14 protein-coding genes are annotated in these 12,772 nt (G+C 67.6%); all 14 read left to right on the plus strand.

The annotated features are described in order from the left end of the window. The first annotated feature begins 1 nt into the window (after position 1). Positions 2-1,525, plus strand: coding sequence for a hypothetical protein (locus ABEA62_RS01365; RefSeq protein ID WP_286215916.1), 1,524 nt, complete (start codon positions 2-4; stop codon positions 1,523-1,525). Between the two features lie 3 nt (positions 1,526-1,528). Continuing rightward, a complete protein-coding gene (locus tag ABEA62_RS01370) occupies positions 1,529-2,308 on the plus strand; it encodes a prepilin peptidase (RefSeq protein WP_345378288.1) in 780 nt (259 codons plus the stop codon). A gap of 71 nt (positions 2,309-2,379) precedes the next feature. Continuing rightward, positions 2,380-3,441 (plus strand): type IV pilus assembly protein PilM, encoded by a 1,062-nt coding sequence (pilM, locus tag ABEA62_RS01375; protein ID WP_286215917.1) that lies wholly within the window; start codon positions 2,380-2,382, stop codon positions 3,439-3,441. Then, on the plus strand, positions 3,438-4,232 hold the full coding sequence (locus ABEA62_RS01380; RefSeq protein ID WP_345378166.1) for a PilN domain-containing protein: 795 nt from the start codon (positions 3,438-3,440) through the stop codon (positions 4,230-4,232). Before pilM ends, ABEA62_RS01380 begins: the two co-directional genes overlap by 4 nt. Continuing rightward, positions 4,232-5,119 carry a hypothetical protein gene (locus tag ABEA62_RS01385; protein ID WP_345378167.1) on the plus strand — a complete coding sequence of 296 codons (888 nt, stop codon included), beginning with the start codon at positions 4,232-4,234 and terminating at the stop codon, positions 5,117-5,119. Before ABEA62_RS01380 ends, ABEA62_RS01385 begins: the two co-directional genes overlap by 1 nt. Positions 5,120-5,236: 117 nt before the next feature. Further along, positions 5,237-6,421, plus strand: coding sequence for a chorismate synthase (aroC, locus tag ABEA62_RS01390; RefSeq protein WP_286215920.1), 1,185 nt, complete (start codon positions 5,237-5,239; stop codon positions 6,419-6,421). Continuing rightward, entirely contained in the window at positions 6,421-6,963 is a 543-nt protein-coding gene (locus tag ABEA62_RS01395) for a shikimate kinase (protein WP_345378168.1), read from the plus strand. The genes aroC and ABEA62_RS01395 overlap by 1 nt, the downstream gene beginning before the upstream one ends. An 11-nt stretch (positions 6,964-6,974) precedes the next feature. After that, the gene (aroB, locus tag ABEA62_RS01400) at positions 6,975-8,096 is read left to right on the plus strand and encodes a 3-dehydroquinate synthase (RefSeq protein WP_345378169.1); all 1,122 of its coding nucleotides are present in this window, start codon (positions 6,975-6,977) and stop codon (positions 8,094-8,096) included. Between the two features lie 78 nt (positions 8,097-8,174). After that, complete coding sequence (locus tag ABEA62_RS01405; RefSeq protein ID WP_286215921.1) at positions 8,175-8,474, plus strand: type II toxin-antitoxin system RelE/ParE family toxin; 300 nt, start codon at positions 8,175-8,177, stop codon at positions 8,472-8,474. Between the two features lie 31 nt (positions 8,475-8,505). After that, positions 8,506-9,570: an ImmA/IrrE family metallo-endopeptidase gene (locus ABEA62_RS01410; RefSeq protein ID WP_286215923.1), complete on the plus strand. Its 1,065-nt coding sequence runs from the start codon at positions 8,506-8,508 to the stop codon at positions 9,568-9,570. Between the two features lie 122 nt (positions 9,571-9,692). Next, complete coding sequence (gene aroQ, locus ABEA62_RS01415; RefSeq protein ID WP_286215924.1) at positions 9,693-10,133, plus strand: type II 3-dehydroquinate dehydratase; 441 nt, start codon at positions 9,693-9,695, stop codon at positions 10,131-10,133. Positions 10,134-10,178: 45 nt separating this feature from the next. After that, complete coding sequence (gene efp, locus ABEA62_RS01420; RefSeq protein WP_286215925.1) at positions 10,179-10,742, plus strand: elongation factor P; 564 nt, start codon at positions 10,179-10,181, stop codon at positions 10,740-10,742. Next, entirely contained in the window at positions 10,742-11,164 is a 423-nt protein-coding gene (nusB, locus tag ABEA62_RS01425; RefSeq protein WP_286215926.1) for a transcription antitermination factor NusB, read from the plus strand. Before efp ends, nusB begins: the two co-directional genes overlap by 1 nt. Before the next feature lie 71 nt (positions 11,165-11,235). Then, complete coding sequence (locus ABEA62_RS01430) at positions 11,236-12,735, plus strand: HNH endonuclease (protein WP_286215927.1); 1,500 nt, start codon at positions 11,236-11,238, stop codon at positions 12,733-12,735. The last annotated feature ends 37 nt before the right edge of the window (positions 12,736-12,772 follow it).

Here is a 12,772-nt window from a genome sequence, read left to right on the forward strand (position 1 = left end):
GATGGTCTCTCGAGCACGTTTCCACACGGATGAGGGCGTCGCCCTCGTCATGGCAATGGGTATCGCGTTGATCGCGATGGTGGTGGCGGGGGTGGTCGTCACTGCCACCATCGTTGCCGTGAATGACTCGGGTCGCGATCGTGTCCGCACCACGGAGATCCACACTGCCGAGGGCGCGGTCGACGCCACCATGGTGACCCTCCAGAGCAGCACGCCGTGCATGTCAACTACAACCGACGGCACTGGCGCTCAGGCAACGTCAACTGCCGTTGGTGTGGAGTACTGGGACGCGACTGGCGTGAAACTGACGTGCAATGCTGGCGTCCTGTCTGGTACACCCGCGACAGCCGTGATCACTGCCACTTCATCCGGCACTGCGCCGCAACAGGGTGTCGCCCCTGTCCGGAAGATGCAGGCAAAGGTGCTGCTTAATCCGGTGAAGTCCGTGGGAGCCAACGCAGCGATCTTCTCCGCGAATGGTTTCACTCCGAGCAACAAGTTGGAGATCACTCGGTCTGATCTCGGAGAGAGTGCCGATATTTGGGTCGACAACGGCAATTGGGATTGTGGCGCGGGTGGTACGGGCGCGAACCTGTATGGTTCTGTCTTCGTGGCAGCCGGGAGCCTCAATATTGGCAAGGGTTGCTCGATCGACGGTGATGTGCTGGTGAAGAAGGACTTCACGGTCGCGGGAAATGCCTCGGGCACCTCGATGACTGGGTCCGGGAACTTGGCGGTGGGCGGCGCGACGAGTATTGGCACGCCGTTCACCATCAAGGGAGCCGCGAAGCTGGCGGGTGCAACGCCGGCAAACCTCACGGCGCTCGGCGGTATCCAGCCTATGCTTGGGGCCGCTGCGGTGCCCTCGAGTTTCGCTCCCGTCGGCCTTCCCAAGATCTACTGGGACACGTCGAAGCCGAGCCCCAACAAGACCACGTGGACGTCCTCGCCGCAGAACTTCACCGTGAAGTCGACTTCGGACGCGCAAACCTTGTTCGGAACCAACCCCTGCGGCAAGAACATGGACGCCGGGTCGTCCGGTTCACCCGTGCAGTTTCCTGCCGGGAAGACGGTCTACGACCTCACGTCGTGCTCGAATGGTTGGCAGGTCCAGAAGTTCTACGCGAACCTCAACGGTGACGTGGCGATCATCATGCGCTCGATGAGCGTCAAGACCACGTTTCACGTGACAGCGTCCGGGGACTACAAGATCTGGCTCATCGTGCCGTACGAGTATGCGTCAACCACGACCCCCAATGACTGCAGCAAGGGCGGGATGGACTCCAACTCGACCGACTTCCTGGTGACGGCGCCAGCGTCGATCTTCGCGTACTCTCCGGGTGCTATCTCGCTCAACCCGCATGAGGGCACGCGCGGGCAGTGGTACGGGTGCAGCGTGAGCCCGAAGAACGCGTTCAGCCTTGAGTATTCATACGTCGGTATTCCCGGGTACGACCTTGCGGCTGGTATGAGCACCGTGACCGGCTACGACGTTTCGGTGGTTTACAAGCGCGAGGTGTCCTGAGTGGTGATCCTGGCCGCCGTCGCGCTGGGCCTGTTGTGCGGGTCCTTCGCGAATGTGCTCATTGCCCGCGTACCCTCAGGCGAAGGCTGGGTGCGGGGCTCCAGCCGATGTCCCACGTGTCGGCATGACATCGCGTGGTATGACAACATCCCGGTGCTCTCCTGGTTGGTGCTACGCCGACGGTGCCGACACTGCAAGGAGCCAATCTCCGCTCGTTACCCTCTTGTTGAGCTCACCGTGGGCGTCCTCTTCGGCCTCGTCGCCTGGCAGTTCGGTTCGGGTGCGGTCACGTGGTTGCTCGCGCTCAGCGCCCTCCTCACAGTGGCGTTGACCGCGATCGACCTGGAGCATCACCGCTTGCCCGACGCGCTTGTCTTCACCCTGGCCGGCGCGGCGGTGCTGTTGCTGGTCGCCGACGCCGCACTATCCGGAGCGTGGGCGTCACTGGGGCGAGCCGGACTCGGTGCGCTTGCGCTCGGGGGTTTCTACTTTGTGCTGTGGTTCGTGTACCCCAAGGGCCTCGGCTTCGGCGACGTCAAGTTGGCCGTGCCGATCGGTGCCATCCTGGGGTACCTCGGTTGGGGGGCGCTCGCCGTGGGCGCGTTCCTAGGTCCGTTCGTCGGTGGCCTGCTCGCGATCGCCGCTGGCGTCAGGGCGGGCGGTGTGCGCGGCGTCAGGTTGGCCTATGGACCAGCAATCATCACGGCATTCTGGATCGCCGTCCTCTGGGGGCCAGCGATCTCGTCGTGGTATGTGGAGTGGGCCACGGGGTGGGCCGTGTAAGACGCGACGCAGTTTGAGTTGAGGGCGCGAGGCGCCGATACACAGGACATTCCCGGACCGAAGGGGGAGCAGTGGCAATCAAGAGAGTCGGGGTCGACATCGGCGGCACGCATGTGCGGGTCGCGGAGGTCGAGTTCTCCGGAAAGGGTGCGGCCGCCCGTGGCCGCGGGACGCTGACCGGGTACGCGGAAGTCCCGTTGCCGCGCGGGGCCGTCCAGGCCGGCGAGGTCGTGGACGTTTCCGGAGTGGGGAATGCGATCAGGCAAGCGGCACAGGACGCGGTGATCAGCGTCAAGGATGCCCACGTGGGGGTCGGCTCCGCCAACGTCGTGGTTCGCGAGATCGAGCTGCCAGCCCTTCCCATGCCCCAGTTGAAGTCCTCGCTCCCTTTCCACGTCCAGGAGACGCTGCCGATGTCGGTCGATGAGGTCCTCCTGGACTTCTACCCCACCGGCGAGAAGGAGCTTGAGAGCTCCAAGGTGGTGCGCGGCATCATGGTCGCGGCGCCCAAGTCGACCGTGACCCAGAACCTGCTCGCCGTCGAGGCCGCAGGCCTGCGGCCCAAGATGGTGGATCTCGCTGGTTTCGCGCTCCTCCGCAGTCAGTACACCGAAGACGTGATGGCCGGCGGCGTCGCTTTTGTCGACATCGGCGCACGCCTCACCACCGTGGTGATCACCAGCCACGGCGTGCCACGTCTTGTCCGAACGCTCCCTCAGGGCGGCCAGGATCTCACCGACGCAGTGGCCGGATCGCTCCAGATCAGCGCGGTCGAGGCGGAGGAGGTCAAGATTCAGATGGGCCTCGGTGGCCGCGCCGTCCCCGGGAGGGAAGCCGCAATCGATCCACTCGCACAGAGCGCCCGTGCCCTCGTAGAGGGAGTGCGCAACACGTTTGTGTACTTCGCATCGAGCAATCCCGGCGAGGCGCCTGCCCACGTCGTCATGACCGGTGGCGGCTCGTTGCTGAACGGACTAGGTCAGTACCTCGCATCGGCTACCAGGCTCCCCGTGCGCTACGGCAACGCCTTCGCACGCGTCGCACTGGGCAAGAAGGTGCGCCCTGAGGTTGTCCAGGGGCTCGAGGTGCGAGCGGCCGTGCCTATCGGTCTCGCTTTTGGGGAGGCATCATGAACCCGGGATCCGCACCGTCGAACGTGAGTTCGATCATGCCTGTTTCCTCGCCGGTCGGCGCGCCTCCGGCGCCCCAGGTCAACCTGCTTCCCCCCGAGATCGCGGCGCGCCGCACGCAGGGGCGTGTCAAGGCAGTGATCGTCCTGGTATTCGGCATCTTCCTCGTTGTCGTGGCCGCCGCGTATTTCCTGGTGGTCGCGATTCGTAGTTCCGCAGAGGACGAGCTCCAGGCGGAGAACGACCGCCGGACCCAGCTCCAGACGGAGTTGGCGACCTACGGTTACATCAACACCCTCGCAGATACCTTCGACAACTCCGTGAAGGCGCGTGAGTGGGCCGGCTCGACGGATATCGACTGGGCCACGCATCTGACCGCGCTGCTGAGCAGTGCGCCGGACGGCATCACCTTCACTGACATGGCGATGGCGCAGGGTACTCCGGCAGGCGTGATCGCCACCGATGGGACCGCCTTTGCGCAGCCCGACATGGGCTCGATCGTATTCACCGGTCGCGCGAGCACCCCAGACCTGACTGCGGCGCTCATCGAGGCCTTCGACGCATTGCCAGGCTTCAGCGACACCTGGGTCGAGGCCAAGCAACTGCAGGGCAACAACGAGAACGGTGCGGTGTTCTGGCAGTACTCGGGTGCGACGCGGATCACGTTCAGTGCGCTGTCGGGCCGTACGGTCACCGAGCAGACCACGGTGCCCGAGGAGTTGCTTGCCGAGATCGAGGCATCTGAGGCGGTCCCATCCGCATCGCCTGCGCCCACCGGAGAGGGAGCCAACTGATGAAGACTCAGCAGAGGACTGGCGCCTGGGTGTTCGCGGCGATCGTGCTGGCGATCGTCGTGGGCGCGCTTGCGTACTTGACGCTCATCAGCCCCGAACTCGACAAGGCGACTGCCGCCTCCGAGGAGGCGCAGATCGCTCGCGATGCGAACGATCTGACCGAGATTCAGATTCAGCAGATGAAGGCGCTTGAGCAGGAGGTGCCTGACTGGCGTGAGCAAATCGCCAAGATCTCGCTCGACATGCCTCCACGAGTCGCGCAGCCTTCCTTGGAACGGCTCGTCGCCGACAGTCTCGCAACTGCGGGTCTCCCGCTCGTCGATTTCACCACCGGAAGGCCCGAGGCCATCGATCCGCTCGCCGCCGCAGGAACCGAGCCTCCAACCATCGCGGAGCCAGCAACCACGGACGGCACGGCCGCGACACCAAGCCCGTCCCCTTCGCCTTCAGCCACCGCCGCGGCGGACGCCGATGAGACGAGTACCGACGGCACCACGGGCGGAGCTGCGGGTGACACCGGGGCGACGCCGGTGGTAGAGGCGCCGTTTGATGGCCTGCTCGCCATGCCTGTCTCGATCACGACGGAAGGTGATCCGGTCAGGGTCCTCAACTTCATCAAGTCGATGGAGACGCAACTGACCCGCTTCTACACCGTGACCGGATTCACCATCGCCAAGGCAGCGCCGGCGGAGGAGTCGCCCGGTCGGCCCGCGCTGACCGAGGACCAGTGGACGGTGACCATCACTGGCATGGTGTTCTCCCTCCTCGATGACACCCGGTCCTTTGTGGCGGACGACGACACCGACCTTCCGGAGTACGTGCCGGGTTCGCCGGTGGACAACGCGTTCAGGCCCCTTCCTGGTACCGAGGAGTCCGCGGCGAACTGACGATCGGCACCTGGCCAACCACCAGCACGCTCGCTCGATGGGCGCCGGCCGCAAGGTCGGCGCCCATCGACGTCTCACCATCCGGACTTGCCATCCACCCGTGGAAGAATGACAGCCATGCTCAGATGGCTCACCGCAGGAGAATCGCACGGCCCCGCGCTGGTCGGCACGCTCGAGGGTCTGCCCTCCGGCGTCGAGATCACCAGCCAGGAGATCCAGGACGCGCTGGCCCGCCGCCGACTGGGCGCCGGGCGCGGCGCCCGCATGAAGTTTGAGCAGGACCAGGTCACCATCCTGGGCGGCGTGCGCCACGGGTTGAGCCAGGGCGGCCCCGTCGCGGTCATGGTCGGGAACACCGAGTGGCCCAAGTGGGAGACCGTGATGTCGGCCGACCCGATCGACGAGTCGGAGCTCGCCGGCGCCCGCGGCGCCGCTCTCACGCGCCCGCGCCCCGGTCATGCCGACCTGGTGGGCATGACCAAGTACCGCTTCGACGATGCGCGGCCCGTGCTCGAGCGCGCGAGCGCACGCGAGACGGCCGCGCGGGTTGCGCTGGGCCAGGTCGCCGAGAACTTCCTCGCGCAGGCGGCCGGCGTCGCCCTGGTGTCGCACACGGTCCAGGTGGGCCCCGTCGCCGTTCCGGACGATGCGCCGTTGCCGCCCGCGCACGCCACGCCCCAGCTCGACGCGGACCCGATTCGTTGCTTCCACGCCGAGACCTCGGCCGCGATGCTCGCCGAGATCGACGACTGCCAGAAGGCCGGCGACACGCTCGGCGGCGTGGTCGAGGTGGTCGCCTACGGCCTTCCCGTGGGCCTGGGCAGCCACGTTCACTGGGACCGCCGGCTCGACGCGCGCCTCGCGGCCGCGCTCATGGGCATTCAGGCCATCAAGGGTGTCGAGGTCGGCGACGGCTTCCGTACCGCCGCTCGCCGCGGTTCGCAGGCCCATGACGAGATCGAGTACGGCGCTGACGGCGTCCAGCGCCGCACCAACCGTGCCGGAGGCGTCGAGGGCGGCATGACCAACGGTGCGCCGCTCCGCGTGCGCGCCGCCATGAAGCCCATCAGCACGGTGCCGCGTGCTCTCGACACCATCGACACAGCCACGGGCGAGGCAGCCAAGGCCATCCACCAGCGCTCCGACGTGTGCGCGGTGGCCCCGGCCGCGGTGGTCGCCCAGGCCATGGTCGCGCTGACGCTCGCCGACGCGCTGCTGGAGAAGTTCGGCGGCGACTCGGTCGACGAGGTTCGCCGCAACATCGAGTCCTACGTCGCTTCCATCCCGGAGCACCTGCGCTGATGTCGGGCGTGGGCAACGGGCCCAGGGCGGTGCTGATCGGCCCGCCAGGCTCGGGGAAGTCGACCGTGGCCAAGGCACTCGCCACGCTGTGGGACGTCGAACGCCGGGACACCGACGCCGATATCGAGGCGACGGCCGGCAAGGAGATCGCGGAGATCTTCGTCGACGACGGCGAGCAGGCGTTCCGTGCGCTCGAACGGACCGCGGTCGCGACCGCGGTGGCTGAGCACGTGGGCGTGCTGTCGCTGGGCGGCGGCGCGGTCCTCGCGCCGGAGACGCAGGCACTGCTCGAGGCGTACGGCGCGCGCGGGGGAGCGGTCGTGTTCCTCGACGTCTCGCTCAGTGCCGCCGCGCCGCGCGTGGGCCTCAACAACGCGCGCCCGTTGCTGGTGGGCAACCCTCGCCGTCAGTGGCTCGACCTGATGGAGGCGCGTCGACCCATCTACGAGCGCCTCGCCACCGTCACGGTGCTCACCGACAAGCTCACCCCGAACCAGGCCGCCCGCGAGATCGTCCAGGCGATCGACGCCACTGCCGGCTGAACGGAGAAGCCATGCCCGACCACCGCACGACGACCCCCCGCATCGTCCACGTCGCGACGGCTGCACCGTACGACGTCACCATCGGCGAGAACCTGCTCCAGGACGTCGCCGACTCGGTGCCGGAGGCCGCGATGCGGGTCCTGGTGGTGACCGCCGCGCCGCTGCGCCGCCACGTCGACAACCTCAAGGCGCTTCTCGACGCGCGTGGGCTCACCGTGGTCATCGCGGAGGTGCCCGACGCGGAGGAGGGCAAGTCAGCCGAGGTGCTCGCGTTCTGCTGGGGTGTCCTGGGCAAGTCCGACTTCACGCGCAGCGACGTGGTCATCGGGTTCGGCGGGGGAGCGGTGACCGACCTCGCCGGGTTCGTCGCCGCGACTTGGTTGCGTGGGGTCGGCGTGATTCAGGTTCCCACCACGCTTCTCGCGATGGTGGACGCGGCCGTCGGAGGCAAGACGGGCATCAACACGGCCGAGGGCAAGAACCTGGTCGGCGCCTTTCACGAGCCGCTCAGCGTGTGGTGTGACGTGCGCGCCCTCGACACGCTTCCGCAGCACGACCTGGTGGCGGGGCTGGCCGAGGTGGTCAAGTGCGGGTTCATCCGCGACGCAGAGATCCTGACGATTGTCGAGGACAACCTCACGCTGCTGCGCGGCGAGAGTCGCGACGGGAACCTGGACGATGCGACGCGTGCGGTGCTGATCGAGCTGATCACCCGCGCGATCCAGGTGAAGGCGGACGTGGTCGCCGCGGACCTCAAGGAGTCCTACCTGCGCGAGATCCTCAACTACGGCCACACCTTCGCGCACGCGATCGAATACACGGAGCGGTACCAGTGGCGTCACGGCGCGGCGGTGTCGGTGGGCATGGTGTTCGTCGCGGAGCTCGCGCACCTGGCGGGCAAGCTCACCGAGGAGGAGGTGGACCGCCACCGCGCGATCCTCTCCGGCCTGGGGTTGCCAACTACCTACCCCGGGCACCGCTGGGACGCCCTGCTCACCGCGATGCGCCGGGACAAGAAGACGCGCGGCGACCTGCTGCGCTTTGTGATTCTCAACGGGCTCCAGAACCCCGTGCGCTTCGAGGGGCCAGACCCTGCGATCCTGCAGGGTGCGTACGCTGCCGTGTCGGCATGAGGCCGCCCCGCATTGTCCCGCGACACGCCTCTATCCACGACACTGGTCGTGGTGTTACGATTTGGGTAACATCTAGTCATGCACCTCGAGTACGCGACCCGCGACCTTGAGCGGCAGTGCACCGACGAGCGCTACATGAAGCGCACGCTCGACGCCCATGTCGCGAAGGCGCTCATGTTGCGTATCGCCGAATTGAGGTACGCCACCGAGCCGGCGGATCTCCTGGTCGGCACCGGTCGCTGGGAACAGCTCAGCGGCGATAGATCCGGGCAGTGGTCCGCGAGACTCAGTGCCAACTGGCGCCTCATCGTCGAGCCGTGCCCGGACAACGTGCTCACGGTGCTGGTGGTCGAGATCGTCGACTATCACCGTCGTTGACCAGATGCTGCCGAGTCGAAAGGAGGACACCGTGTCCGCCGAGCCCACCTACATCGTCACCACTGGCGACTTCATATCCGAGTGGATGGAAGGTGAGGGCATCAACGCCGCCGAACTGGCGCGCCGCCTGGGAGTGACACGCAAGCATGTGAGCGAGTTGCTCAGCGGCAAGGCGCCGTTGTCGCACCCGCTTTCCCTCGCGCTCGAGCGTGTCACGGGCGTGCCCGCGCGCATCTGGAATCAGTATGAGAGCGGCTATCGCAGCGACCTCGCTCGTGGCGAGGAGACGGAAAGACTCGCCGCGCAGTACGAACAAGCAAAGCAGTTCCCGCTTAGCTATCTGCGCAAGTGGGGGTACATCAAGGCACCCGCCCGAAACCACGCGGATTCCGTGCGCGAGTTGCTCGGGATCCTGGGCGTCGCGACCCTTGACGCCTTCGACGACACCTGGCGACAGGGAAGCGTGGCGTATCGGCGGTCGGCGGTGGGGCGTGATCACGCACCTGCGCTGGCGACCTGGCTCGCCCTCGCCGAGCGCCACCACGATGGACTCGACGGCATGCCTCCGTTTGACCGGCGTGGCCTCGAGCTCCTTCTGCCGTCGCTACGGGCGCTCACTGCCGCGGAGCCGGTCGCCGCCATCGATGAGGCGAGGGCTCGGCTCCTTGAGGTCGGCGTGGTCCTTTGCTTCGTGCCAGCCGTGCCGGGCCTCGGCATTCACGGCGCGACACGATGGCTCAATGGGCGCCCCATCGTCCAGCTCTCCCTGTTGTGGAAACGCGATGATCAGATGTGGTTCACGCTGTTCCATGAGATCGGTCACGTACTCCTCCACGGCGACAAGGAGTTGTATGTCAACGGGGATGCGACTCAGGCAGAGGACGAGGCGAACGCCTTCGCATCTGATCTGCTGATCCCGCCCGATGTTGTTGACCGGCTTCCACGGACGCGCGATACGGGAGCGGTACTGGCACTCGCCGACGCGTTGGGGGTGGCGCCGAGCATCGTTCTCGGCCGCGCGCAACGCGAGTCCAAGGACTACGCATGGGGTCACGAGCTACACACGAAGCTAGAGTTCGCTCTCGCCCACGCGTAGACGAGATGCGTAGCCGGTGAACTCTCCGGAGAATCCGGAAAGCTCACAGCATGTCTGAACCACCGCATCGTCCCTTCGCGCGCCCAACCCAACCGGGGCATCGTCCCCGCTACGCTGGCCGCATGAACGTCCTGGTGGTCAACGGTCCCAACCTGCGCAGGCTCGGCACGCGCGAGCCCGAGAAGTACGGCAGCACCACCCACGAGGAGCTCACCGTGTTGGTCACGCAGTGGGGCGCGGACCTGGGTCTCGACGTCGAGGTGCGCCAGTCGGACGACGAGGCGGACCTGGTCCACTGGATGCACGAGAGCGTCGACGCCGGCACCCACGTCGTGATCAACCCGGCGGCGTTCACGCACTACTCGTACGCGCTGCGGGACGCGGCCGCGCTGGTGACCGCGGAGGGCCTCAACCTGATCGAGGTGCACCTCACCAACCCGCACGCCCGCGAGGCCTTCCGTCACACCAGCGTCATCAGCGGTATCGCGACGGGAACCATCGCGGGGCTGGGGATCGACTCGTACCGCCTGGCTCTCGAGGCCGTCGCGCGGCGCGTCGGCTAGAATCGTCTGCGGACTTCATCCCAGACATTCTTAAAGGACACCCCTGTGGCGACTTCGAACGACATCAAGAACGGCTCCGTGCTCAACCTCGACGGCAACCTCTGGACCGTCATCGAGTTCCAGCACGTCAAGCCCGGCAAGGGCGGGGCGTTCGTGCGCACCAAGCTCAAGAACGTGATGACCGGCAAGGTGGTCGACAAGACGTTCAACGCAGGTGCCAAGGTCGAGTTTGAGACGGTCGACCGCCGCGACATGCAGTACCTGTACTTCGACGGCACGTCCTACATCTTCATGGACCCCCAGTCCTTCGAGCAGATCCCCGTGTCCGAGGCCGTCATGGGCAACGCGACCGACTACCTGCTCGAGAACGAGTCCGCCGTGATCGGCTCGAACAACGGCAACCCGATCTTCCTCGAGTTGCCCGCCTCCGTCGTGCTTGAGGTCACGTACACCGAGCCCGGTCTGCAGGGCGACCGCTCGTCGGGTGGCACCAAGCCCGCGACGCTCCAGACCGGCAAGGAGATCCAGGTCCCGCTGTTCCTCGAGGTGGGCACCAAGGTCAAGGTCAACACGGCGTCCGGGGACTACCTCGGTCGCGTCAACGACTAGTGGCGGCCCGGACCAAGGCTCGCAAGCGCGCCCTCGACGTCCTGTTCGAGGCGGACCAGCGCGGCGACAACGTGCTGTCGGTGCTTCAGACGCGGCTGGTCGACTCGGGCCGCGAGACGCCGCTGCCGCTGTACGCCGAGCAGATCGTGCGCGGAGTGGTGCAGTGGTGGCCCGAGCTCAACGCGATCATCCAGGACGCCTCGCCCGAGTGGCAGCTCACGCGGATGCCCGCGGTGGACCGTGCGCTGCTGCGGATCGGGGCGTGGGAGATCCTGTGCAACGACGAGATCTCCCTGGGTACAGCGATTGACGAGGCCGTGAAGCTTGCCGCGGATCTCTCGACGGACGACTCTCCGGCCTTCATCAACGGAGTCCTGGGGACCATCGCGCGCGAGGCGCCGGCGCTGAAGGCTGCGAAGTAGTTCTCCACAGTTTCGTGGCGTTTGTCCGGATTGCCGGGTTCGCTGTCAGACCCCGGTGATGGACTGGGGTCATGGCGTTCTCCATGGTCTCCGATGCTCTCGCCGGGCTGCGCGCCCGTGCGGAGGGAGTCGGCGCGCTCACCGAGCGGGAGGTGCTCGCGCTCAAGCGCGAGGCCGTCGGGGTGAGGCGCGACATCGACGTGGTGCTCGCGCTGATCTCCGCGGACCTCGACCGTCGGTCGCAGGCCGGGGCGAGCGGGATGGCGCGGCGGGCCGGTTTCCGGTCCGTCGACCAGCTCATCGCGAGCGAGACCGGTGGCACCGTGGCGGAGGCCGAGCGGCTGCGCACCATGGGGCACCTCATTGCCGGGTCTCCCGGCGGCGCGGGTGGGTCTGCCGGGGCCGGTGGGCCTGCCGGATCCGGGGCGGGGGACGATGCTCGGGGCAGGTTGGGGGACGATGCCGGGCCTGGGAGGGGTGCCGGGCCTGGGAGAGGCGCGGTGTCGCCCCTGCCGCTGCTCGCGGCCGCGGCGAGCGCGGGGCGGCTGAGCCCGGATGCGTGCGCGCTGCTGCGCGAGGCGCTCATGCTGCACCCCGAGGCACGTGAGCGGGTGGGGCTCGTCGTGGACGATTCCGTGCGGACGACCCCGCTGGGGCGCCGGCCACTTGAGGCGGTGGAGAAGACCGCGATCGCCAAGGCGGAGGGGCAGCCACTGCGGACCGTGCGGTCCCTCGCGCACGCCCTCACCGCGGATCTCACCGCGTCCGTGACGGCCGAGGAACGCTACGAGGAGCTCCACGAGCGCCGCTTCGCACGCTTCCGCGAGGAGCGCGACGGCATGGTGAGCCTCACCGCTCTCCTGGATCCCATGACCGCCGCGCCGCTCAAGGCGGCGGTCGAGGGGTACGTGAAGAAGGCGTTCCGCGCGCGGCGCGACCAGGAGTCCCAGGACGCGCGGACGGGAGACCAGCTGCGCGCGGACGGACTGGGCTGGCTGGGGCGACACGCCACGGGCTGCGACGCGACCCACGACGGCGTCAAGACCACGGTCTCGATCCGCATGAGCCTTGCCGACCTCCGGGCGGGCGAGGGGTACGGCGACGTCGACGGCATCACGGTCCGCGTGCCGGTCGGGGTGCTGCGCAGGCATGCGGCCGATGCGCAGGTGGTCCCTACGGTGTTCGGCATGGGCTCCGAGGTGCTCGACCACGGCCGCGCGAAGCGACTCTTCACCGCGGCTCAGCGGCGCGCGATCGCCGAGCGGGATCGCGGCTGCGCCTGGTGCGGGGCCCCGCCGAGTCACTGCGACGTGCACCACATCGTCCCGTGGGAGCGCGGGGGAGAGACGAACGTCCGCGACGGCATCATGCTGTGCGTCGGCTGCCATCACTGGATCCACCATGACGGTTGGGCCATCAGGATGCGCCAGGGGAGCCCGGAGTTCATCCCGCCGCGATCCGTGGACCCGGAAAGGCGACCACGGCCGGGCTTCCGGGCACTCACCACGGTGACCGACCGGGACGTGGGCGGCGGATCCGGTGGCGAGGAGCGAGCCGGCCCGTCGGGGTAGCTGGGGCGGCGGGTGGCAGGTCGCGGCGCCACGGGTC

The organism is Demequina sediminis, assembly GCF_039545075.1.
Taxonomy (GTDB): Bacteria; Actinomycetota; Actinomycetes; order Actinomycetales; family Demequinaceae; genus Demequina; species Demequina sediminis.

Excerpts from the sequence above, each read along its gene's own strand:
- ABEA62_RS01365 (WP_286215916.1), top strand. The coding sequence starts at position 2 with ATGGTCTCTCGAGCACGTTTCCACACGGATGAGGGCGTCGCCCTCGTC.
- ABEA62_RS01380 (WP_345378166.1), top strand. The coding sequence starts at position 3,438 with ATGAACCCGGGATCCGCACCGTCGAACGTGAGTTCGATCATGCCTGTT.
- ABEA62_RS01385 (WP_345378167.1), top strand. The coding sequence starts at position 4,232 with ATGAAGACTCAGCAGAGGACTGGCGCCTGGGTGTTCGCGGCGATCGTG.
- aroC (WP_286215920.1), top strand. The coding sequence starts at position 5,237 with ATGCTCAGATGGCTCACCGCAGGAGAATCGCACGGCCCCGCGCTGGTC.
- ABEA62_RS01395 (WP_345378168.1), top strand. The coding sequence starts at position 6,421 with ATGTCGGGCGTGGGCAACGGGCCCAGGGCGGTGCTGATCGGCCCGCCA.
- aroB (WP_345378169.1), top strand. The coding sequence starts at position 6,975 with ATGCCCGACCACCGCACGACGACCCCCCGCATCGTCCACGTCGCGACG.
- ABEA62_RS01405 (WP_286215921.1), top strand. The coding sequence starts at position 8,175 with ATGCACCTCGAGTACGCGACCCGCGACCTTGAGCGGCAGTGCACCGAC.
- aroQ (WP_286215924.1), top strand. The coding sequence starts at position 9,693 with ATGAACGTCCTGGTGGTCAACGGTCCCAACCTGCGCAGGCTCGGCACG.
- ABEA62_RS01430 (WP_286215927.1), top strand. The coding sequence starts at position 11,236 with ATGGCGTTCTCCATGGTCTCCGATGCTCTCGCCGGGCTGCGCGCCCGT.